This window comes from Streptomyces sp. JN8 (genome assembly GCF_055808075.1).
Window position 1 is genome coordinate 7,746,728 of the sequence record NZ_CM147852.1, and the last position, 22,010, is coordinate 7,768,737.

Genomic DNA, 22,010 nt, shown 5'->3' on the forward strand with positions numbered 1-22,010 from the left:
GACCGCCTCCTATCCTCCCGGTCTATCGCCCGACACCCCGCCTCTGCCGGTGGAGGGCCAGCCAGACACGGTCGCGGGTCACCGGAAGCTCGGTGAAGCGGATGCCCGTGGCGTCCCGGAGGGCGTTGGCGAAGGCCGGGGCGACGGGGTTGAAGGGGCTCTCGCTCATCGACTTGGCGCCGAGCGGGCCGATGGAGTCGGAGGTCTCGGTGAAGTGCACCTCGGTGCGCGGGACGTCCGCGTACTGGGGGAGTCGGTAGCGGCGGAAGGCGGCCGTGGTGACCTCCCCGCGTTCGTCGATCCGGACGTCCTCGAAGAGGGTCGCGCCGAGGGCCTGGGCGACCCCGCCCTCGACCTGGCCCCGGCACTGCATGGGGTTCATGACCTTGCCCGCGTCGGCCGCGTGCACACTGCGCAGGATGCGGATCTCCCCCGAGTCGGGGTCGACGGCGATCCTGAACCACTGCGCGTTGAAGGCCACCGAACGCGGTGACCCGCCCCAGTGCCCGTCCGCCGCCAGCTCCTCCGCCGCGCCGAGCGCGTGCGCGGCCTCGTACAGCTCCTTGAGGGTGACGGTCCGCCCGGCGCAGTCCACGGACTCGGCGCCGAGCGTGCACAGGTGCCGGGCGACCCCGCTGTGCCGCGCGGCGAGGGTGCGGAGGCGTTCGGCGAGGGAGCCCGCTGCGAGGAGGACGGCCTTGCCGGCGACGACGGTGCCGGCGGACCCGAACGCGCCGGTGTCGTGGCGGACGACGTCGGTGTCCGACTGGCGGACCGTCAGCCGGTCCTCGGTGGTGCGGAGGGCCCCGGCGGTGATCTGCTTGTGGACGGTCGTGGTGCCGTTGCCGAACTCGGCCGTGCCCACGGCGATGTCGTACGTGCCGTCCTCCAGCAGCGACACCCGGGCGTCGGCGTAGTGCCCGCCGGGCGGCCCGGTGGCGATCATCGCCATGCCGGTGCCCTGCCCGACGAGCCACCCCTCCGGGGCCTCCTCGGCGCTGCGGTCCCCGGCGATCGCGTTCCGGACGACGGAGAGGCACTGGTCGAGTCCGTACGAGGCGATGTGCAGGTCCTCCTCCTCGCCGATCGGGCTGTGCATGCCCTCGCCGGGACCGATGACGTTCCGCTCCCGGAAGACCAGCGGGTCCATGCCGAGACGCCGGGCGAGTTCGTCCATGACGGACTCGACGGCGAAGGTGACCTGCCCGAGGCCGTAGCCGCGGAAGGCGCCCGCCGGGACGACGTTGGTGTAGACGGAGTAGGCGTCGACCTTCTTGTGCGGGGCGCGGTAGACGGCGAAGGACTCGCCGACGCTGTGGAACATCACCGCCGGGCCGTGGTTGCCGTAGGCGCCGGTGTTCGACACCACCCGCATCTGCACGGCGGTGAGGGTGCCGTCGGCCCGCGCGCCCGCCTTCACGCCGATGGTGAACGGATGCCGGGTGGTCGCCCCGTAGAACTGCTCGGCCCGGGTGTACTCCAGCTTCACCGGCCGGCGCAGCTTCAGGGCGGCGAGGGTCACGATGTCCTCGGTGAGCATCTCCTGCTTGCCGCCGAAGCCGCCGCCGACGCGGCCGGCGACCACCCGGACCTCGTCCTCCGGGAGGCCGTACAGCGCGCAGAGCGCCCGCCGGGTCAGGAACGGCGTCTGGGTGGACGAGCGGACGGTGAGCCGCTCGCCCGTCCCCGCCCCCTCGCCGTCCTTCGGCTCGAAGTACGCGACGCAGCCGTGCGTCTCCAGACTGGCGTGCTGGACGCGCTGGGTGCGGAAGGTCTCCTCGTACACGACGTCAGCCTCCGCGAACCCCTCCTCGACGGAGCCGATCTCGCCGTGCACCTCTCCCGCGACGTTGTCCTCGACCCGGGCGATGCGTACCTCCGGGCCCTTGCCGGCGTGGATCACCGGAGCCCCGGGGCGCATCGCCTCCTCGGGGTCGGTCACGTACGGCAGCTCCCCGTACGTCACCTCGATCCGGCGGCAGCCCTCCTCGGCCGCCTGCTCGCTGTCGGCGACGACGGCCGCGACCCGCTGCCCGACGTACCGGACCACGTCGTCCAGGACCCGGGTGTCGTCGGGGTCCTCGGTGGGGTGTTCGTGCCGGGCGGAGGAGTACAGCGTGGCCGGGGCGTCCTCGTGGGTCAGCACGGCGTGGACGCCGGGGACCCGGAGGGCGGCCGCGGTGTCGATCGAGAGGATCCGGGCGTGCGGGTGCGGCGAACGCAGCAGCTTCATGTGCAGCAGGCCCGGCACCTCGACGTCGAAGGTGTACCGGGCGGTGCCGGTGACGACCTGCGGGCCGGCCGGCGCCGCGACGTTGCGCCCCACCGCCTGCCCCGCGCAGGGCCGTTCGACGTGCCGGACGCCCCGGACGGCGTCCTCGATGGCGCGGTAGCCGGTGCAGCGGCAGATGTTCCCCTTGAAGGCGCGCGGGAGGTCGTCGAGCTTGCCGTCGTCGTCCGGCGTGCCGCGCTCGGCCTCCAGGGCGGCCGTGGTCATGAGGAAGCCCGCGGTGCACATGCCGCACTGGTAGCCCTGCGCGTCGAGGAACCTCTGCTGGACCGGGTGGAGTTCGCCGTCCGGGGTGGCCAGGCCCTCCACCGTGGTGACGGTCCGGCCCTCCGCCCGTACGGCGGGGTAGAGGCAGCTGTGCACGGGCTCCCCGTCGACGTGCACGGTGCACGCGCCGCAGTCGCCCGCGTCGCAGCCCTTCTTCACGCCGAACCAGCCCCGCTCCCGGAGGTAGGTCCGCAGGCACTGGCCGGCGCGCGGCTCGTCCTGGTGGGACCGGCCGTTCACCCGGAGCTGGAATCCCTCGGTCCGCGGGCTCATCGGACTCCTTCTTCCGTCGATGCGGTGAGTTCACGGCGGACCTCCTCGGCCAGGCGCAGGCCCATGTGCCGCCGCCACTCGGGAAGTCCGTGGATGTCGTCGAACCATGCGTCGGGCCGGACGGCCTCGTCGACGGCCGCGCGCAGCCGCTCGCGGTCGGGCGGCAGCGGGAACCAGAACCGGAAGGGCCGCACGGTCGCGGCGCTCACGGTCACCGCCAGCGAGCCGTCCACGGGGTCGAGGGTCCCGACGACCAGCGCGCCGGACCGCCCGAGCCCGTACAGCGAGGCCTGGCGGAACGCGGTACGGCACCCGAGGGCGCGGGCGGGCAGCGTCACGGAGCGCAGCAACTCGCCGTCCGCGAGGTCCTTCAGGCCCGCTCCGGTGATGAAGTCGACGACCTTCACCTCCCGCAGCGAGCCGTCCTGGGCCTGGAGCAGGCAGCTGCCGTCGAGCGCGGCGGTCAGTGAGATCATCGGCCCGGCGGGCAGGCCGTTGCAGAGGTTCCCGCCGACGGTCGCCATGTTCCAGATCTTGAACGAGGCGAGGAAGGCCCGGCAGCACAGCTCGAACAGCGGGGCCGCGGGCGCGTCCAGGCTCCGCCGGCCGAAACGCGACAGCTGGGCGATGGTGCACGTCGCCGCGATCTCCAGCGAGCCGTCCTCGTGCCGGGTGAGCGGCTCCCAGCCCATCCGGCTCAGGTCGACCAGCCGCCGCAGCCCGGGCTGCGGCTCGGAGAACAGGTACGTGCCCCCGCCGAGCCACGCGTCCCCGGGCCGCCACGGCTCGCGCCGCCGTGCGTCCCGCACGTCCGAGATCGTGTTCAGATCCATCCCACCCCTGCCTCCCGACCGGTGCCTTCAGGCCAGTGAAGCCGGGGGAGACCCGCGGGACGACTGGACGCGTAGCCGGAAATCGTCCACCTCGCGCGGCTGCCTCCTGGAGGTTCAACCAAGAGCTGTTTTCCCCTCTCGATCGGGCATCTACGATGACGTTTCTCGCATTCGCCTCGTGAATGCGAGTCCGGGCCCGACCCGTGACCGCGCTAGGAGCCACTGATGCACGTCGACCATCTCCTCCGTCTCGACCGCCTCGACCTCACCCTCGTATGGGGCGATGAGACGCTGCTCGGCCAGGAGATCAGCGGCGTCACGGCGACCGATCTGGAGGACCCGGCGCGCTTCCTGCAGCCGGGGGAGGTCGTCCTCAGCGGGCTCGTCTGGTGGAGCCCGGACGGTGAACCGGGCAAGACCGGCCGCTTCGTCTCCGCGCTGCGCGAGGCGGGCGCCGTGGCGCTGCTCGCGGGGGAGGAGACCCACGGGGAGGTGCCGCGGGAGCTCGTCGAGGCATGCCGGCGGCACCGCGTCCCGCTCATCGCCGTCCCCGCGCACACCACCTTCCGGGCGATCACCGAAGCGGTCTACCTCCGGCAGTGGGGCGAGCTCAGCCGACGGCCCACCGACCACTTCGCCCTGCCGGAGAACGTCCGCCTGGACCTCGACCGCGCCCTGGAGAACGGCGTCTCGACGGGGGAGCTCCTCGACCGCGCCTTCGCCCATCTCGGCACCCCCGCCTGCCACCTGCTGACCAGCAGCGGCCGCACCGTCGCCCGCACGGGCGCCGCCCCGGCCCAGCTGCCCGCCGCGGTCGCCGCGGAACTCCTCCGCGGCGGGCACGGCACGACGGTCCGCGTCGAGAGCGAGGGCGCCACGGCCTACGACACCTGGCACCTCCACCTGCCCGAGGCCGGGCAGGTGCCCCCGCGGGTCCTCCAGGAGATAGCCGAACTCCTCGGCCGCCACCGCCGCCGACAGGACCTGAAGCGGGCCGTGAGCGGCGCGGCCTCCGAGGAACTCGTGGACGCGGTGGGTGCCCTGCGCTTCGACGGCCACCGCGTGCAGAGCCGGCTGGCGGCCTGCGGCCTCGGCGGCCGAGGCGCGTACACCGTGGTCGTCGCCTCCTCGGAACCGGACGCGGAGCCGGGCGACGACGGCGTCGCCGCGCTCACCGAGGCCCTCCACCACCTGCCGTCCGCCGCCGCGGTCGCCGCGGGCCACGACGGCGAGGCGGTCGCGGTCGTCGCGCTGGAGGGGGAGCCGGCGACCGGCCTGCGGGCGTGCCTGGAGGAGGTGTGGCCGCTGATCCACGCCTGCGGCCCCGCCCGCGCCCTGCACGCGGGGGTGAGCACCTCGGCGACCGGCCCCTCGGAGCTCCACACCGCCCTGGAGCAGGCGCGCTACGCGCTGGCGGCCGCCCGCGCCGCGGCACCCGGCGCGCCCCGCGTCGCGGCGCTCGGCGACCTCGACGGGCTGGGCGGGCTGCTCGCCGGAATCCCCCTCGACGTGCGCGACGTGTTCCGGAGGACGGTCCTGGGGCCGCTCCTCGGCGGCGCCGGCCGGGGGTCGACGGCGATGCTCCTGGAGACCCTGGAGGTGTTCCTCGCGCACGACTGCTCCTGGGCGAGGACCGCCGAAGCGCTCCACATCCACGTGAACACGGTCCACTACCGCGTCGAACGCATCGAGACCCTCACCGGTCGGGACCTGTCCCGCCTCGACCACAAGGCGGACCTTCGCGCCGCGCTCCTCTGCCACTGAGGGCCCGCCCCGCGTCGACGCCACCGTCGTACCCGCGGAACCCGGTCGGCCCGGCGCGGCGAGGGCGGGGAACGACCCGGGCCCGGGCCGGCGGCGGAACCACCGGCCCGGGCCCGCCCGGACACGGGCTCGCTACATCGGCTCGGGGAAGATGTCGCTGATGCTCCAGGCGACGCTGAAGCAGGGCGGGAGGGAGTAGGCCTCCGGCTCGGTCTCCAGGGTCTGCAGCGCGAGGACCTGGCTCATGGGTGTCATGGGTGCTCTCCGTTCTCTCTGCGGGACGGTGCCGTTCGGTCACTGCCTGCCGGGGCACGGAGGCTCGCTCCTGCCCGGGCGCTCTGGGGAGGCCGCCGGTGCGGTCGGCCGACTGCCGGGATCCGGGGCCGCGTGTGCTGTCGCTCCGTCAGGAGGGTTCCCGACAGCAGGCGGTGGAGCGCCAGAAGGACTCCGGCGCCTCCGCTGGACAGGTCGGCGGTGAACCGCTGCGAACCCGCGCCGAGGAAGCGGACACCGCGCCGGTGGGGGACGGCGTACTTCAGCAGACCGGTCGCGGCGCGCACGGCGTCCCCGCGGGCGGCGTCCGTGCCGTCGAGCTCGGCGTGCTCGGTGAGGGCCCAGCTCAGCCCGGCGAGTCCCCGGTGGAGTCCCGCCTCCTTCACGGTGCAGGAGACCCGGATCCCGGCGACCAGCCGCGGGAGTGCCGCCGCGCAGCGCTCGTCCGGCACGCTCGCCGCGTAGCGGGCGAGCACCGTCACCAGGCCGGCCGCGCCCGTGGCCAGATACGGCATGGCGCGGGTGAGCCGCGCGTCGTCGGAGAGCGACAGCGAGCCGTCGTCCAGGGGGAACGTCCGCTCCAGCTCCTGGTGGAGCAGCAGGCGGCCCGCCTCCAGGTAGCGGGGTTCCGCGGTCTCCCCGGCCAGCCGGTGCAGGAAGAGGGCGAGCCCGGAGCGGCCGTGCAGCAGTCCGCGGGCGTCGTGCGCGCCCAGGGCCGCCGACAGGTCGGGTGTGCGCAGCAGCCGGTCTCCCGCGGCGGCGGCCCGCTCCAGGTGGCGGCTCTCGCCCGTGGTCCGGTACAGGGCCAGCCAGCCCAGGCCGACGCCCGCCCGTCCGCCGGCCAGGGTCGCGCAGGCGGCGGTGAGCGGGTGGTCGTCGGCCGTCCGGAGCAGCTCCGCGGCCTCCTCCGGCAGGCCGAGGGCGGCCAGGACGCGGGCGATGCCGGCCGTGCCGACGAGCAGTCCCGGGGGCAGGGCGTCGTGCTGGGCCAGGGTGTCGCGGCGGAGCCGTGCGCGGATCTCCTCGGGCACGGGATGCCCGGCGCGGTGCAGGGCGTGCACCACCCCCGCGGTGCCGTAGGCCAGGCACACGTTGTTGGTGCGGAACGCCTCGGGCGAGGGCGGGAAGGCCCACGCGGGCCGGTCGGGCTCGGCCGACTCCAGGAGTCCCGCGGCCACCTGACCGGCCAGCCGGGCGAGGCGGCGGCGCGCGTCGGCGTCCGGCCCGGCGGGGGAGGCCGAGCGCTCCCGACCGGCCTGGTCCGGCGCGTCCCGCGCGGTGGGGTGGAAGGCGGTGGCCCGCCGCCACAGGTCCCGAGGGGGTGCGACGTCCGCCAGGTCGCGGTGGAGCAGGGCGAGGTTGGCGGGCGCGCGTTCGGCGACCTCGTGGAACGGCGCCAGGAAGGCCATGGCCACGGCCGCCGTGCCGTAGCGGTCCTGCAGCAGGGGATCGGGGTCCGCGCGCAGGAGGCCGGGCGGCGGCGTGAACCCGGGCGTGCCGATTCCGGAAGGGGCCTCCCTGAGGGCCGAGGCGGTCTCGAAGTCGACCAGCCGGACCCCGCCCGAGGGGGTGATCATGACGTTGCCCAGGCTGAGGTCGCCGAACCGGAAGCCGGCCGCGTGCAGCCGCTCCAGCGCGGTGTCCAGGGCCGCCAGCAGGCGCCGGCACGCCGCGTAGTACGCGGCGACGGAGTCGTCCGTCCGGTCGGCGCGGGCGAGCGGGGAGTTCCGGCTCAGCCAGCTCACCAGCGGCTGTCCGGCGATGTGCTCGGTGACGAGGAAGTCGTGCTCCCACTCCGTGAAGTGGTCCAGGGGCTCCGGACCCACCCCGGGGGAGGCCGCGTGCAGGGCGCGCAGCACGCGGTCCTCGTGCCGCAGCCGCTGCTGCGCGTCGGTCCCGTCGAAGACCAGGCCGTTGTGGGCGCGGGCCTCCTTGAGGAAGACGGTGCGGCCGGTCCGCCGGTCCCTGGCCTCGTACGCCCCGCCGGAGTTGCTGAGCCGGACCGCGCGGGTCACCTCGTACGCGCGGATCAGGACGGGCCCCGCGTGCGGCTCCTCCTCCTGCTCGACGAAGGGGTCCTCGATCCCCGCGGGAAGGTGGAAGGCGGGCAGTCGCAGGTCCTCGACCTCGCGGCCGGAGCCGTCGCGGACCAGTGGCTCCCGGGTCCCGTCGGCCCGCAGCGCGCTGCGGAGGCCGAAGGAGCCGTAGCGGTAGTGGACGGTCCGGGAGTCGCGGTAGCGCCGGTCGGTGAGGACGTACGGTCCCTCCTCGCCGTCGAGCGCGGCGTGCAGGCGTTCGAGCAGGCGGCGGGCGGTCGCGGTGTCCGGCGGGTACACGGCGCAGAACTTGCCCGCCTGGGACCGTGCGGCGTGCTTGTGGTGGAGGAACAGGAAGAAGAGCCGGGCGCTGAGGTGCTTGAACGGCACGCCTTCGGAGAAGCAGATCCCGGCGACCGTGTCGAGGACGTGCTGGGCCCGGTCGAGCCGCGCCGACACGTGGATCTTCCAGCCCTGCTCGGGAAGCCGGGTGTGCGGGCCGCCGCCCCAGATCGTCCAGATGCCCCGGGAGGCGCCGCGCGTCCCGGCAGGCACCTCGCCGGGGGTGAAGCGCGGCCCGGGGTCGGCCACGCCGTCCAGGGGGAGGTAGTGGTCCCGGTCGGCGAGCGCTTCTGCGAAGCCATCGAGCACGGGATCTCCTCGCGGGGTGGTGGTCGGCGGCCGCGACGGCCGGGCCCGACGCTAGGAGCGGCAGGTATGGAAACGGTTGGCCGGCGGCATGCGACCGGTATCGGGCGGCACCGCGTGCCGCGGGCGGGCGACGGCGTCGGGCAGGCGCCCCGGGAGGCGGCTCCGGGCCCGCGGACCTTGCTCCGGACAGCCCATCCCGCCGGGTTCGGCCGGCCGGGCGCTTGAATACTGGCCGTGGGCGGCCCCGACGGCGGGCGCCACGACCTAGGAGCACGCGATGACCCCTCCGCCGCCCCCGGAGTCCCCCTGTCAGATGATGGCGCGCCTGGCGCAGGAGCAGGCGACGAGCATCGGCAGGACGGAGGAGCACGCGGGGGAGCTCAGGACGAGGATCGACGAGCTGGAGGCGAAGGCGGAACCGGACGGGCCGCAGATCGGCGCCCTCCGCCTGGCCCTGGAGACGCTGGAGAAGAAGGCCGAGGGCGACCGGGTGGCCCTGGCCGCCCTGGAGGACGTGATCAGGGAGAACTGCTGAGGTGTGGGCCGGGCGTCGGGGCCCGCGGGTCGGCGCGGGCCCCGACGGCGGCCCCCTAGGCGGTGGAGCCGGGCAGCGAGAGCGCGACGTGGCAGTACACGAGGGTTCTGCGGGGCGCGGGCCGGGCGGCGGCTTCGGCGCGGCGGCCGTGGCGGGCGGCCCGGGGCTCCCAGTGGACCAGGAGGGCCGCTGCCAGCATCGGACCGCACGTCATGAGTATGAAGGTCATGACGTGGCCGCCGCCATCAGCGGGCCGGCCGGGGAGGCCATCGGTTCCGGCAGGTCGACCGCGGCGGCCCACAGCAGCCTTCGCAGGGCTCGGGAGCGGTTCACCAGGGTCAGCCTGCGTCCGTACCGGGGCCACCAGTCCAGGACGTGCAGGAGGCTGGAGTCGCAGAACGTGACCCGCGCGGTGTCCAGGACGAGCCCGGTGTAGCCGTCGGCCGCGGCCGAGGCCAGCAGCGCGCGCAGCGGGGCGACGCTGTGGCAGTCGATCTCTCCGGCCAGGCCGACGACCAGGGTGGCGCCGAGCGCGGTGCAGGAGGCGACGACTATGACGCCGGGCGCGGTGTCCGCGCCCGAGTCGTGCACGACGGGAAGGGCGGGGGCGGCGAGGGAGTCGGTCAGTATCGGTGCGGTGCTCGAGGTGCTCACAGCTCCATCAACGCCTCGTGCCCGGTCCGGGGATTCGAGGCACGCGGCTCTTTCACCCCATGTGAGCAGCACCGATACCCAGCACGAGGGAAAGATGCCACCCGTACGAGTCAGTCGGGCGCGTCTGTTCGCCCGTCCCGCGACCGGACTGTCATGGTCACGCTATGACTGCCGGTTCGTACGAGGGCTGTAACAGACGCGGGACGCCGGTTAACAGTTCGACGCGCGCGGCCACAATGACGATGTCGCTTGCATGCGGACCGGCTCCGGGCCGGTCACGGGGGAAGTGGGAACGGCATGAACTCGAAGACGGCCGGATACGGCGCACTCCGGCGCGGCCTGCGCGGCGCCCTCCTGGGCGCGACCGTGGCCACGGCACTCCTCACGCTCACCGCGTGCCAGGGTGACGACCAGGCCGCCGCACCGCCGACCGCGGCCCCCTCGGGCTCCGCGTCGGCCGGCGGGAGCGGGCCCGGGCCGAGCGCGTCCACGGGCGACTCCGGCACCGGCAGCACCGGCCCGACGGCCACCGCCACCGGCGACAGCGGCGAGACCGGCGGCGGGAACGGGACGGAGTACCCGGACTGCGAGGCCGACGGCCTCACGACCGCGGTCGAGCTCCAGGACGGGCGGGGGGAGACCCCCCGCCACTTCCTCCTCACCGTCACCAATGGCGCGAAGACGCCGTGCGTCCTCAACGACGCGCCCGTCCTGCGGCTCACGGCCGGCGACGACGCCCCGATCGTGGACCCGCTGGGCGAGCCGGACACCGAGCCCGTCGTCGTCGAGGGCGGCGGCAAGGCCTACGCGGGGCTGTACGTCTTCGGGAACGACGAGGGCGGCGAGGCGCAGTACGACCAGTCCGACCGCTTCACCGCGACCCTGGTCGCGGGCGAGGGGACCGAACTGCGCGGCACGCTGGTCTTCGACCTGCCCGACGGCCTCGACACGGTCTCCGTCGACGACGCCGCCCGCGTGAACGGCTGGGCCGGCACCGAGGGCCTCGCGATGCGGCCGATCACCCAGCTCTGAGCGGTGGCACGCGGCCCGGACCGGACGGTCCGGGGATCCCGCCCGTGCGACCCCGGTGCCCGCGGAGCGGCCGTCGCCCCGGCCGCTCCGACCTCCCCAGCTCCCCATGAGGGCGCTATGTCCCTCTTGTGTGGATATTCTGTCCGGTGTGATCGAGTCTGGACAGCTGCGGCTGGGGCTTCGCCGGCGTTACGGGCCGGGGATGCTCGTACGGCTTTCGCCGGTGATCCTGACCGTCGTGATCGCCGCACTGGCCTACTCCACCCCGCCCGAGATGGCCTTCAGCCGCCTCCTTCCCGCCGCCCCGGCTCTCGCGGCCTCGATGTGGCCGGTCATGCCCACCGTCCTGCTCGGCACGGTCTGCCTGGTGCTGATGATCGGCCTCAGCCTCGTCTTCCCCGACCTCGGCACCTGGTGGACGGCGGCGGGGATCATCGCCGTCACCGTGGCCGCCGCGTACGGAAGCCACGTACGGCTCCAGCGGGAGCGCACCCTCCTCCAGGTGCGGCTCGTCGCCGACGCGGCACAGCAGGTGGTGCTCGGCCCGATGCCGCGCCGCTTCAGGAACGTCGAGATCGAGTCGCTGTACGTCGCCGCGGCGGCGGAGGCCCGCATCGGCGGGGACTTCTACGAGGCCGTCGACACCCCGTACGGCGTCAGGCTGCTCATCGGCGACGTCCGCGGCAAGGGGCTCCCCGCGGTGGGAGCGGCCGCGGCCATCGTCAACGCGTTCCGTGAGGCCGCGTACAGCGAGACGGACATGATCGACGTGGCGCGCAGGCTCGACGCGAGCTGCACCCGCTACAACGGCGCCTTTCCGTCCGGAGGGACGATGGAGCGCTTCGCCACCGCGCTCCTCGTCCAGATCCCGCACGGCGGCGGGCGGATCGACGTCCTCAACTGCGGGCACCCGCCCCCGCTGCTCGTGAACCGCGCCACGCTCCGCGTCCTGGAGTCGAAGGCTCCGTCGCCCCTGCTGAGCCTCGCCGACCTGATGGGCGACCACTACAGCGTGGACTCCTGCGACTTCGCCCCGGGAGACCTGCTGCTCCTCTACACGGACGGGATCGCGGAGGCCCGCGACCGGCGCGGCGAGTTCTTCCCGCTGGCGGCCTGGACGCGCCGCCAGCCCCTGGCGCAGCCCCGGGAACTCCTGGGAGCCCTCCACCGTGACCTCCTCCGCTACACCCAGGGGCGGCTCGACGACGACGTCGCGGCCCTGGCGGTCCGGCTGCGCGAGCGCTGACCGCCGTCACCGACCGCCCTCCGCGGGGGAGGGGGATGCGGGGCGCGGGGTGCGGTGGGCGCGGGTGGTGCCGGGCGCCGCCGCGGGTGCGGGGCGGCGCCCGGCGCGTGCTGGAGCCTCAGGAGGCCGTCCACGTGTAGGTCGGCGTGGTGATCTGACTGGTCTGGGTGGTGGGCTGGTAGTGGAAGAAGTAGGTGACCGTCGCTCCGGCCGGGACCTGCACGGGCAGCTCCCAGCGCCGGTCGGCGGAGTCGTAGGAGAGGAAGTGGTTCTGCGGCTGACCGCCGTCGATCCGGTACTGCACCGTGACGAAGGAGGCCTGGAAGCCCTGCGGGGCGAACCAGATCGTGGTGCCGGAACCGCTGGTCACGCCCTGGGTGAAGCCGGGCTGCCCGGGCGTGGGCGTCGGGGTCGGCGTGGGGGTGGGCGTCGGGGTGGGTGTCGGCGTGGGCGTGGGTGTGGGCGTCGGGTTCGGGGTCGACGTGCCGTTCGCCCAGGTCGACTTCTTGATCTCCGTCAGGAAGCGGGACAGCACGGTCGGGTCCGCCTGGACGCGTGAGTCGCCCCAGTTGCCGTTCGCGCAGCCGGGTCCGCCGGCCTGGGCGCCGCCCGCGCACTGCCACTGCGTCTGGGCGTCCCAGTGGGTGTTGATGTAGGCGGCGGCGCGGATCACGTCGCGGTTGCGGTCGATCCAGTCGAAGTAGCCGGCGTGCCAGCCGTCCCAGATCGCCTGGCCGCTGGAGGCCGCCGGGCTGTTTCGGAAGATGCAGCTGGTGCTCTTCGCGCCGGTCCGCGAGCCCTGCGGGGCCGCCTCCGCGACCATGGCCGGCTTGCCGTGGGACCGGGCGAAGTCCAGGATGCGGTTCTGCAGCCCGACCGGGTCGGTGTCGTACGCGCCGCAGCCCCACTGGGACGGCACCGAAAGGGAGTTGTAGAACGAGGACAGGCCGACCCAGTCCACGTAGGCGTCGCCGGGATACCAGTCGTCGAGGTGCGCCGGGTCGGTGACGACGTACTTCCACTCCGGGTGGTCGGGGTGGGTGTTCACCGGCCAGGCCGCGCTCTGCCAGACGGTGGCGACGCGGGTCGCGCCGAGCGCGTCGATGCGGCCCTTGATGTACCGGAACGCCTCCTTGTAGAAGTCGGCGCTGTAGCAGTTCCACGGGCCGTCGAACTCGTAGCCGATGCGCAGCAGCACGTCCCGGTCGTACGACTTGAAACGGTTGACCATCTCGTCGACCTTGGCGCGGTACCGGGTGATCAGGTTCGGGTTCCCCGCGGTGACGTCCGCGTCCGAGCGGCCGATGATCGCGCGCAGCGGCTGGTTGGTGCAGCCCGAGGTGGCGTCCGAGAGGTAGAGGCCGACGGCGAGCGAGGAGCCGGGGTACTCCTGCAGCGTGCGGGCGAAGTCGACGGTGCCGGCGCCCCAGTCGACGGGCCCGGTCGTCCCGGCGAGCGGGGCGGGCGTGCCGCCGAGGACGAGGTTGGTGTAGAGGGTGACCGCCGCGGGGGCGGGGGCCCCGAGGGAGGCGTTGCCGAGGACGTCGCGGCGGTAGTCGCTCAGGGTGTCGCTGTCCTGTCCCAGGACCAGGGCGACCTTCCCGGCGGGTGGAAGACCCGGTGTCGCCGCCTGGACGGCGGCGTCGGCCGGGGACGGGAGGGCGGTGAGGGCGAGCAGGGCGGCCACGGTCGTGGCGCCCGCGGCGATCGCGCGGAGGAGCGGCTTGCGGGGTGGCGCGGCGCAGGCCACGGGAGGTGGGGCCGAGGAGGGCATGCCGGTGCCTTTCGGGCGGAGGGGGAACGGGGCCGCGTCCGGTACGGGAGTCGGCGGCGGACGCATGCTGCTGCCGGTGCGCGGCCGGGTCAACGGCCCGCGGAGTTTTCGTCTCCCCCCGCTGGTCAGGAGTCCGCTGCTACGAAAACTTTCGACGACATTCACCAGGCCCAAGTGGTATCCCTCTAGCGTCTACTGAGGGACCGTCGAAAGTTTCGCCGAAAACCTTGACAGAGTTTTCGGCCGTGCACGACTTTGGTGGCGCTCACCCGTCTCCCGTTCCCGGAGGATCCGCCATGGGCCGTAACCGTGCCCGCAGAACCGTCGGCGCGCTCGCCGCCGCCGCCTCGCTCCTCGTCCTGTCCGCCTGCGGCTCGGGCTCCGGCGAAGCGGGCGGCAAGATCACCCTGACCGTCGCGACCTTCAGCGACTTCGGGTACAAGCCGCTGATCAAGGAGTACGAGCGCACCCACCCCAACGTGGTGATCAAGGAGCGCATCTCCCAGTTCGACCAGCACCACAACCAGCTCTCGACGCAGGTGGCCTCGGGCAGCGGAGCCGCCGACGTGGTCGCCGTCGAGGAGGGCTACCTCCCCAAGTTCCGTGCGGTGAAGGACAAGTTCGTCAACCTGGCCGAGTACGGCGCGGGCGACCGGCAGGGCGAGTACCTGCCCTGGAAGTGGCAGCAGGCCACCCTCGGCACGCCCGACTTCGTGATGGGCTACGGCACCGACGTCGGCAGCCTCGCCGTCTGCTACCGCAAGGACCTCTTCGCCAAGGCCGGCCTGCCCACCGACCGCGCCGCCGTGTCCGCCCTCTGGCCCACCTGGGACGCGTACTTCGCGACCGGTGAGAAGTTCCGTTCCAAGGTCGGGGACAAGGCCTGGTTCGACAGTTCGGGAAACATCTTCACGGCGATGATGAACCAGACCGAGTTCGGCTTCTTCGACGCGAAGGACCAGTACATCGGCGAGACCAACCCCAAGGTCAGGGAGTTCTTCGACGCGACGGCCCGGGCCACCGCCGCCGGCCAGTCCGCCAACCTCCAGCCCTTCAGCCAGCAGTGGAACACCGGCATCAAGCTGGGCCGGATGGCCACCATGACCTGCCCGGCCTGGATGACCGGACTCATCAAGACCGCCGCCGGCGAATCCGCCGCCGGATCCTGGGACATCGCCTCCGTGCCCGGCGGAGGCGGCAACTGGGGCGGCTCCTTCCTGACGGTGCCCAAGCAGGGCAAGCACGTGAAGGAGGCCGCCGAACTGGCCGACTTCCTCACCTCGGCCGCGTCCCAGAAGAAGATCTTCACCGGCCCCGTCGGAGCGCTGCCGTCCCTCGTGCCCGTCCTCGACGACCCCGACGTCCAGGGCGCGCGGCAGGACTGGTTCTCCGAGGCCCCGACCGGCAAGATCTTCGCCGCCTCGGCCACGTCCCTCAAGCCCAACTACCGCGGTACGAAGGACCAGCAGGCGCGCATCCCGTTCGGCAACGCCCTCCAGCTCGTCGAGCAGGGCAAGGCCGACCCCGCGGCGGCCTGGGACAAGGCGGTCGAGGAAGCCGCCAAGAACCTGCGCTGACCCCACCCCCGCACCCGCCCGCCCTCACCCCCGGAGACATCCATGGCGGTCCAGACCCGCCCGCTCCCGACCGGTCACGCGCCGGCCCCGCGCCGCCCGCGCCCGGGCCGGAACGCGGCCCCGTACCTCCTCATCGCCCCCTTCTTCCTCGTCTTCGCCGTCTTCGGCGCCTACCCGCTGCTCCAGACCTTCTGGGTCTCGCTGCACGACTGGGACCGGCTCTCGGGACAAGGGGAGTGGGTGGGCCTGGACAACTTCCGGAGACTGCTCGGCGACACCGACTTCCTCACCGCCCTCTTCAACACCCTCAGCATCTTCGTGCTCTCCACCGTCCCCCAGCTCCTCGCCGCCCTGGGCGTGGCCTGGCTCCTCGACCGCCACCTGCGGGCCCGTACCGTCTGGCGGGCGCTGGTGCTCGTGCCGCAGTACGTGTCCGTCGTCGCCGTCGCGCTGGTCTTCTCCCAGCTGTTCGGGCGCGACTACGGCATCGTCAACTGGGTCCTCCAGGGCGTCGGGGTCGTCGACGCCCCCGTCGACTGGACCGCGGACACCTGGAGCTCCCACCTCGCCATCAGCTTCATGGTGATGTGGCGGTGGACCGGCTACAACGCGCTCATCTACCTGGCCGCCATGCAGGCCGTCCCCCGCGAGCTGTACGAGTCCGCGGCGATCGACGGCGCCTCCCGGCTCCTCACCTTCCGCAAGGTGACGCTCCCCGCCATCCGGCCGACGCTCCTCTTCACCGTCGTCATCTCGACCATCGGGGGACTCCAGCTCTTCGCGGAACCCTTCCTCTTCGACCAGCAGGGCAACGCCGAGGGTGGCGCCGAGCACCAGTTCCAGACCCTGACCCTGATGCTCTACAAGTACGGCTTCATCAACAACGACGCCGGCTACGCGTCCGCCGTCTCCTGGGCGCTCTTCCTGGTCATCGCCGCCGTCGCGGCGCTCAACCTCCTCCTCGCCCGCCGCGCGGAGCGCCGCTGACCGGACCCCGTCGAGCACGACCGCCCCGCCGTACCCCCACCGCCCGCAGAGGAACCCCATGGCCGTCTCCGCGCCCTTCCGGCCCCACCCGACAGCCCCAGCCGCCCCGACCGGCCGCCGCGTCTTCCGCACCGTGCCGAAACGGGGCCCGCGGAAGCCGGACGCGGCCGGACCGGTCGCCTACCTGCTGCTCGCGGCCGTCACCGCCGCCTCCGTCTTCCCCCTGTACTGGAGCTTCGTCGTCGCCTCCCACGACGACAACTCCGTCCTCGCCGGCACCACCCCGCCCCTCGTCCCCGGCGGCCACCTGATCGAGAACATCCAGCGCGTCTTCGAGCTCTCCGCCTTCTGGCAGGCCCTGGGCAACTCCTTCCTCGTCGCCGGCACCACCGCCGTCTCCAACGTGCTGCTGTCCTCGCTCGCCGGCTTCGCCTTCGCCAAGCTCCGCTTCCGCGGCCGCGACGCCCTCCTCGTCTGCGTCGTCGCGACCGTCATGGTGCCGACCCAGCTCGGCGTCATCCCGCTCTACCTCCTCGTCACCGACCTCGGCATGTACGGGAAGGTCTCGGCGCTCATCGTGCCCGCCCTCGTCTCGGCGGTCGGCGTCTTCTGGATGCGCCAGGCCGTCGAGGAGAACATCCCCGACGAACTCGTCGAAGCGGCCCGGATGGACGGCGCCGGACTCCTGCGCGTCTACTGGCACGTCGTCGTCCCCGGGGTCCGCACCACGGCGACCGTGCTCGGCATGTTCACCTTCATGTTCGCCTGGAACGACTACTTCTGGCCGCTGATCGCGCTCCCCCCGGAGAACGGCACCGTCCAGATCGCCCTCAACCAGCTCGCCGCGGGCTACTACACGGACTACACCCTCATGCTCGCCGGAGTCGTCGTCTCCGCCCTCCCCGTCCTGGTCGCCTTCACCGTCCTCGCCCGCCGGATCGTCTCCGGCGTGATGGCCGGCGCCGTCAAGGGCTGACCCCCTCCGCCACCGAAAGCAGGAGAACCATGACCGCCGCGCCCACCGCACCCGGCCGGGACCGCACGGACCCCGAGCCGCAGCCGGCGCCCGGACCACACGACGGGGCCCGCCCGGAGCCCGCCCTCGTCAACCCCGTCCTGCCCGGCTTCCACCCCGACCCGTCGATCCTGCGCGTCGGCGACGACTACTACATCGCCACCTCCACCTTCGAATGGCTCCCCGGCGTCACGCTCCACCACTCCCGCGACCTCGTCCACTGGCGGCCCCTCGGCGGACTGCTCCGGGAGGCCCGGCTGCTCGACCTGAGCGGCCGGCCGGACTCGGGAGGCGTGTGGGCGCCCTGCCTCTCGTACACCGGCGGCCTCTTCCACCTCGTCTACAGCGACGTCACCAGCCTCGCCGGTGCCTTCAAGGACGTCCGCAACCGGGTGACCACGGCGTCCGGCCTCGACGGCCCCTGGTCCGATCCGGTCCCCTTCCCGTCGCACGGATTCGACCCCTCCCTCTTCCACGACGACGGCCCCGACGGCGACGGCCGCAGCTGGGCCCTGTGGATGGAGTGGGACCACCGGCCCGGCCGTCACCCCTTCGCCGGCATCCTCCTCCAGGAGTGGGACCGCGCGAAGGGCGCCGCCACCGGCCCCGTCCACCGCGTCTTCACCGGCACCGCACTCGCCCACACCGAAGGGCCGCACCTCTACCGCCGCGACGGCCACTACTACCTGCTCACCGCGGAGGGCGGCACCTCCTGGGACCACGCGGTCACCGTCGCCCGGGCCCGCGACATCACCGGACCGTACGAGGCCGATCCCGCCGGCCCGCTCCTCACCTCCCGGCACCACCCCGAAGCGCCCCTGCAGAAGGCCGGTCACGGCAGTCTCGTCGAGACGCCCGGCGGAGAGTGGTACCTGGCCCATCTGACCGCCCGCCCCCTCACCCCGCGCGGAGCGTGCGTCCTCGGCCGCGAGACCGCGCTCCAGCGCGTCGAGTGGACCGCGGACGGCTGGCCGCGCCTCGCGGGCGAACCCCCGGTACCGGGCGGCGACACCCTGCCCCGCACCGTCGTGCCGGCACCGGCACCGTCACCAGTGCCCGAGCCCGCCTCCGGCCCGGAGACGCCGTCCACCGCGCACCCCGACGGCGACGCCCCTCCGGCCTCCCCCTGGTCCACCCTGCGCAGGCACCCCGACCCCGAGTGGATCGAGCCCCTCCACGACGGACTGCGCCTGTACGGCGGCCAGTCCCTCGGCTCGACCCACGGCCAGAGCCTCGTCGCCCGCCGCCAGCAGGCGACCCGCTTCGACTTCTCCGTCGGCCTCACGGCCCGGCCCGACTCGCCGCTCACGATGGCCGGCCTGGTGCACTACTACAACACCACGCTCTGGCACCACCTCCACCTCAGCTGGGACGACGCACTGGGCCGCGTGATCAGACTCGGGACCTGCCTGCACGGCCGCTACACCGAACCCGTCCCGCCGCTGCCCGCCGGGGACGGACCGCTCGAACTCAGGCTCTCCGTCGACGGCCCCGAAGGCCGCTTCTCCTGGCGCCCCGCCGGAACCGAGGCCTGGCTCCCGGTCGGCGAGGCCCTGGACGTCACCCCGCTCTCCGACGAGGGAGCCACCCGCGGCGACCCGGACACCGGGCACTACACCGCCTGGGGCTTCACCGGAGCATTCGTCGGCATGTGCGCCCAGGACCTCACGGGCGGCCGCGCCCCCGCGGAGTTCACCCGCCCCGAGTACCGCGAACGGCCCGCCGGCGGCCCCGTACACCCATGACGGTACGAAGGGGGGCGGACCGCACCGACCGCTACCCTTCCGGAAAGCAGGAGACAGGCCCCCCAGGGGACACCCGGAGCGAAAGGCAGGGCATGGCCGAGGAGCGCACGGACGCGCAGGGCGGCAGGGTCACCCTGCACGCGATCGCCGCGGAGGCGGGGGTGTCCGTCTCCACGGTCTCCAAGGTCCTCAACGACCGCGCCGACGTGTCGGCCGACACCAAGGAGCGCGTCGAGGCGGTCGTGGAAGCCCTCGGCTACCGGCGCCGTCCCGCCCGCCGCCGGGGCAGCGTCGTCGACCTCGTCCTCAACGAACTCGACAGCCTCTGGTCGGTCGAGATCGTCCGGGGCGTGGACGAGGTCCTGCACGCGGCCGGCGCCAGCATGGTGCTCTCCGCCGTGCACGGCCGCAGCGCCGACACCCGCGAGTGGATCGACCAGCTCGCCGCCCGCCGCAGCAGCGGCGCCATCCTCGTCGTGTCGGACCTCACCCCGCAGCAGCGCCGCCGCCTGGCGGCGCTGGACGTCCCCTTCGTCCTGGTGGACCCGGTCGGACACGTCGACGCCCTGGTCCCCACCGTCGGCGCCACCAACTGGGCCGGCGCGGTGAGCGCCACCGACCACCTCATCGACCTCGGCCACACCCGCATCGCCCATCTGGCCGGACCCCGCCAGCTCCTGTGCAGCCGGGCCCGCGCCGACGGCTACCGGGCCACCATGGAGCGGGCCGAACTCCCCGTCCTGGCGGGCTTCGTGCCGCACGGCGACTTCAACGACACCTCGGGACGGCGTGCGACGGCCCGGCTGCTCGACGACCTCGCGGCGGCGGGGGAGGAGCCGCCGACCGCGGTCTTCGCCGCCAGCGATCTCCAGGCGCTCGGCGCCTTCGAGGAACTGCGGGCCCGAGGGCTCCGGATCCCCGAGGACGTCAGCATCGTCGGCTTCGACGACCTGCCCGTCGCCCGCTGGACGCATCCGGCGCTCACCACCGTGCGCCAGCCGCTGTTCGACATGGCGGCGATGGCCGCCAACACCCTGCTCCGCATCATCGACGGCGAACACGTCGAGAACCTCCGCGTCGAACTCGCCACCCGGCTCGTCGTCAGGGCCAGCACCGCACCGCCCGCCCCCGCGGACGGCGGTCGGCCCGCCCCGGGGACGACGGAGGAGCGTTCGGCCGCGAACCCGTCGGTGTGCTCGGGGCAGGCGGCGGAAACCGACTCGACAGGGCTCGTCACCGCCCGGCAGAGTGGCCGCCCGTGACGAGCAGTGAGCTGTGGACCCGTGAGACCGCCGACCGCTACGACGCCGAGGAGACCGAGACGTCCTCGGCCGCCGTCCTCGGACCGACCGTCGACTTCCTCGCCGAACTCGCCGGCACGGGACGGGCGCTGGAGTTCGCCATCGGCACGGGCCGGGTGGGCGTACCCCTCCGCGCCCGCGGCGTCCCGGTCGTCGGCATCGAACTGTCCGAGCACATGGCGGCCGTCCTCCGGCGCAAGACCGACGAGGAGACGCTCCCGGTGGTCATCGGGGACATGGCCACCACCGTCGTACCCGGCGGGTTCGCGCTGGTGTACCTCGTCTACAACACCATCTCGAACCTGCTCACGCAGGACGAGCAGGTCGAGTGCTTCCGCAACGCCGCCCGCCATCTGGAACCCGGCGGCCGGTTCGTCGTCGAGCTGGGCGTGCCGCCCCTGCGCTTCCTGCCGCCCGGCCAGGTGGCGGTGCCGTTCGACGTCTCCGAGCGGCACTGCGGCTTCGACACCTTCGACCTCGTCGAGCAGGTCCTCGTCTCGCACCACTTCACCCGTGACGGCGACGACGGCCGCTACCGCCGCGGCGCCTCCCGGCACCGCTACGCCTGGCCCGCCGAGCTCGACCTGATGGCCCGGATCGCCGGACTCGAACTGGAGCGGCGCGTCGCGGACTGGGACGGCGCCCCGTTCGCCCAGGACTCCGCGAAGCACGTCTCCGTGTGGCGCAAGCCCGCCTGAGACGGGCGGGCGCCGTCCGGCGGTCCGGGGCCGGAGGCCGCCCCGGTCGCGCGGACCCGGCGGGCGGAGCCCGGAGCCCGGGGCGCGGTGCGTCAGCCCGCGTCGGTGGACGTGCGGGTCCGGCGGCCCATCGGGGCGACCGGCGCGTCGCCCTCGTCCGTACGCAGGGTGCCGAGGAGCCGCAGGCCGTCCTCGGTGGGGGTGCCGGGGGCGGCGGACAGCACCAGCAGCTCCGTACCCGGCGCGTCCGGCAGCGCGAAGTTCTCCTGGTGCAGTTCCAGCAGGCCGACCAGCGGATGGTGGTACGCCTTGCGGCCGTGGGTGCGAGCGCTCACGTCCGCCCGGGCCCAGAGGCGCCGGAAGCGCTCGCTGCCGATGGCCAGCTCGCCGATGAGCGAGGCCAGCCGCGGATCGGCGGGATAGGTACCGGCGGCCAGGCGCAGGTGTCCTACCGCGTCGAGGGTGCAGGTCTCCCAGTCCGCGTACAGACCCCGCTCCGCCTCCTCCAGGAAGATGTGCCGGGCGGTGTTGAATCCCGGCAGCGGCCGGCCGAAGAGGAGTTCGGCGAGCCGGTTCCCGGCGAGCACGTCCAACCGGTGGTTCATGATCAGTGCGGGCGCGCCGGACACCAGGTCCAGGACCCGCAGCAGCTCCGGCCGGAGCCGGCCGCTCGGAGCCTTCGCACGGTGGCGGGGCTGCCGGGCGAGCCGGTCGAGGTGTCCGCGTTCGGTCTCGTCCAGGCCGAGGACGCGGGCGAGCGCGTCGAGGACCTGCTCGGAGGGCTGGGTCGCCCGGCCCTGCTCCAGGCGCACGTAGTAGTCGACGCTGACCCCGGACAGGTGCGCGACCTCCTCGCGGCGCAGCCCCTCGACCCGGCGGCGGCTGTCGACGGGTATGCCGACCCCGGCCGGATCGACCCGGGAACGCCGCGTGCGGAGGAAGCCTGCGAGATCGTCCATGGCCCCAGTATGGGCGCGCCCGCCCTCGCGAGGGTGGCCCTGCCGGTACCAGGAACTCCCGTCCTACGGAAGAGGCGTCCCTGAACACCGGGCGGAGCGG

Annotated in this window: 18 protein-coding genes; 10 read left to right on the forward strand and 8 right to left on the reverse strand. The window is 73.7% G+C overall.

The features are described 5' to 3' along the window. Positions 1-22: 22 nt before the first annotated feature. The gene (locus ACY0MR_RS34055) at positions 23-2,830 is read right to left on the reverse strand and encodes a molybdopterin-dependent oxidoreductase (RefSeq protein ID WP_473557357.1); all 2,808 of its coding nucleotides are present in this window, start codon (positions 2,828-2,830) and stop codon (positions 23-25) included. Then, entirely contained in the window at positions 2,827-3,663 is an 837-nt protein-coding gene (locus ACY0MR_RS34060) for an FAD binding domain-containing protein (RefSeq protein ID WP_473557359.1), read from the reverse strand. Before ACY0MR_RS34060 ends, ACY0MR_RS34055 begins: the two co-directional genes overlap by 4 nt. A gap of 225 nt (positions 3,664-3,888) precedes the next feature. On the opposite strand from ACY0MR_RS34060, the gene ACY0MR_RS34065 reads away from it, so the two are divergent. Beyond that, positions 3,889-5,427 (forward strand): PucR family transcriptional regulator, encoded by a 1,539-nt coding sequence (locus ACY0MR_RS34065; protein ID WP_473557362.1) that lies wholly within the window; start codon positions 3,889-3,891, stop codon positions 5,425-5,427. 132 nt (positions 5,428-5,559) lie between these two features. Here the strand turns inward: ACY0MR_RS34065 and ACY0MR_RS34070 are convergent, their stop codons facing one another. Continuing rightward, the gene (locus tag ACY0MR_RS34070) at positions 5,560-5,682 is read right to left on the reverse strand and encodes a hypothetical protein (RefSeq protein ID WP_361850925.1); all 123 of its coding nucleotides are present in this window, start codon (positions 5,680-5,682) and stop codon (positions 5,560-5,562) included. Further along, positions 5,679-8,387 carry a class III lanthionine synthetase LanKC gene (lanKC, locus tag ACY0MR_RS34075; RefSeq protein WP_473557364.1) on the reverse strand — a complete coding sequence of 903 codons (2,709 nt, stop codon included), beginning with the start codon at positions 8,385-8,387 and terminating at the stop codon, positions 5,679-5,681. The genes ACY0MR_RS34070 and lanKC overlap by 4 nt, the downstream gene beginning before the upstream one ends. Positions 8,388-8,664: 277 nt before the next feature. On the opposite strand from lanKC, the gene ACY0MR_RS34080 reads away from it, so the two are divergent. Then, positions 8,665-8,922, forward strand: coding sequence for a hypothetical protein (locus ACY0MR_RS34080; RefSeq protein ID WP_473557367.1), 258 nt, complete (start codon positions 8,665-8,667; stop codon positions 8,920-8,922). Between the two features lie 55 nt (positions 8,923-8,977). On the opposite strand, the gene ACY0MR_RS34085 is transcribed toward ACY0MR_RS34080, so the two are convergent. Further along, complete coding sequence (locus ACY0MR_RS34085) at positions 8,978-9,151, reverse strand: hypothetical protein (protein WP_388797600.1); 174 nt, start codon at positions 9,149-9,151, stop codon at positions 8,978-8,980. Further along, positions 9,148-9,576 carry an STAS domain-containing protein gene (locus ACY0MR_RS34090; protein ID WP_392865779.1) on the reverse strand — a complete coding sequence of 143 codons (429 nt, stop codon included), beginning with the start codon at positions 9,574-9,576 and terminating at the stop codon, positions 9,148-9,150. Before ACY0MR_RS34090 ends, ACY0MR_RS34085 begins: the two co-directional genes overlap by 4 nt. Before the next feature lie 297 nt (positions 9,577-9,873). On the opposite strand from ACY0MR_RS34090, the gene ACY0MR_RS34095 reads away from it, so the two are divergent. Both ACY0MR_RS34095 and ACY0MR_RS34100 read left to right on the forward strand, forming a co-directional pair. Continuing rightward, positions 9,874-10,608 (forward strand): DUF4232 domain-containing protein, encoded by a 735-nt coding sequence (locus ACY0MR_RS34095; RefSeq protein ID WP_392044614.1) that lies wholly within the window; start codon positions 9,874-9,876, stop codon positions 10,606-10,608. A gap of 202 nt (positions 10,609-10,810) precedes the next feature. Next, positions 10,811-11,854 carry a PP2C family protein-serine/threonine phosphatase gene (locus ACY0MR_RS34100; RefSeq protein ID WP_473561970.1) on the forward strand — a complete coding sequence of 348 codons (1,044 nt, stop codon included), beginning with the start codon at positions 10,811-10,813 and terminating at the stop codon, positions 11,852-11,854. A 118-nt stretch (positions 11,855-11,972) separates the two neighbouring features. On the opposite strand, the gene ACY0MR_RS34105 is transcribed toward ACY0MR_RS34100, so the two are convergent. Beyond that, a complete protein-coding gene (locus ACY0MR_RS34105) occupies positions 11,973-13,628 on the reverse strand; it encodes a glycoside hydrolase family 26 protein (RefSeq protein ID WP_473557369.1) in 1,656 nt (551 codons plus the stop codon). 296 nt (positions 13,629-13,924) lie between these two features. Here ACY0MR_RS34105 and ACY0MR_RS34110 point away from each other — a divergent pair, with 296 nt between their 5' ends. The 6 genes from ACY0MR_RS34110 (at position 13,925) to ACY0MR_RS34135 (ending at position 20,951) form a co-directional block, all read left to right on the forward strand. Beyond that, positions 13,925-15,205 (forward strand): extracellular solute-binding protein, encoded by a 1,281-nt coding sequence (locus ACY0MR_RS34110; RefSeq protein ID WP_392865773.1) that lies wholly within the window; start codon positions 13,925-13,927, stop codon positions 15,203-15,205. A gap of 42 nt (positions 15,206-15,247) precedes the next feature. Then, positions 15,248-16,192, forward strand: a complete 945-nt coding sequence (locus tag ACY0MR_RS34115) for a carbohydrate ABC transporter permease (protein WP_388797614.1) — start codon at positions 15,248-15,250, stop codon at positions 16,190-16,192. A 58-nt stretch (positions 16,193-16,250) separates the two neighbouring features. After that, positions 16,251-17,168, forward strand: coding sequence for a carbohydrate ABC transporter permease (locus ACY0MR_RS34120; RefSeq protein WP_404084843.1), 918 nt, complete (start codon positions 16,251-16,253; stop codon positions 17,166-17,168). 29 nt (positions 17,169-17,197) lie between these two features. Continuing rightward, positions 17,198-18,952, forward strand: coding sequence for a glycoside hydrolase family 43 protein (locus ACY0MR_RS34125; RefSeq protein ID WP_473557372.1), 1,755 nt, complete (start codon positions 17,198-17,200; stop codon positions 18,950-18,952). 92 nt (positions 18,953-19,044) lie between these two features. Next, positions 19,045-20,214: a LacI family DNA-binding transcriptional regulator gene (locus tag ACY0MR_RS34130; RefSeq protein ID WP_473557374.1), complete on the forward strand. Its 1,170-nt coding sequence runs from the start codon at positions 19,045-19,047 to the stop codon at positions 20,212-20,214. After that, positions 20,211-20,951 (forward strand): class I SAM-dependent DNA methyltransferase, encoded by a 741-nt coding sequence (locus ACY0MR_RS34135; RefSeq protein WP_404084837.1) that lies wholly within the window; start codon positions 20,211-20,213, stop codon positions 20,949-20,951. The genes ACY0MR_RS34130 and ACY0MR_RS34135 overlap by 4 nt, the downstream gene beginning before the upstream one ends. Before the next feature lie 92 nt (positions 20,952-21,043). Here ACY0MR_RS34135 and ACY0MR_RS34140 read toward each other — a convergent pair whose 3' ends face one another. Then, complete coding sequence (locus ACY0MR_RS34140; RefSeq protein ID WP_392865763.1) at positions 21,044-21,910, reverse strand: helix-turn-helix transcriptional regulator; 867 nt, start codon at positions 21,908-21,910, stop codon at positions 21,044-21,046. Positions 21,911-22,010: the final 100 nt, after the last annotated feature.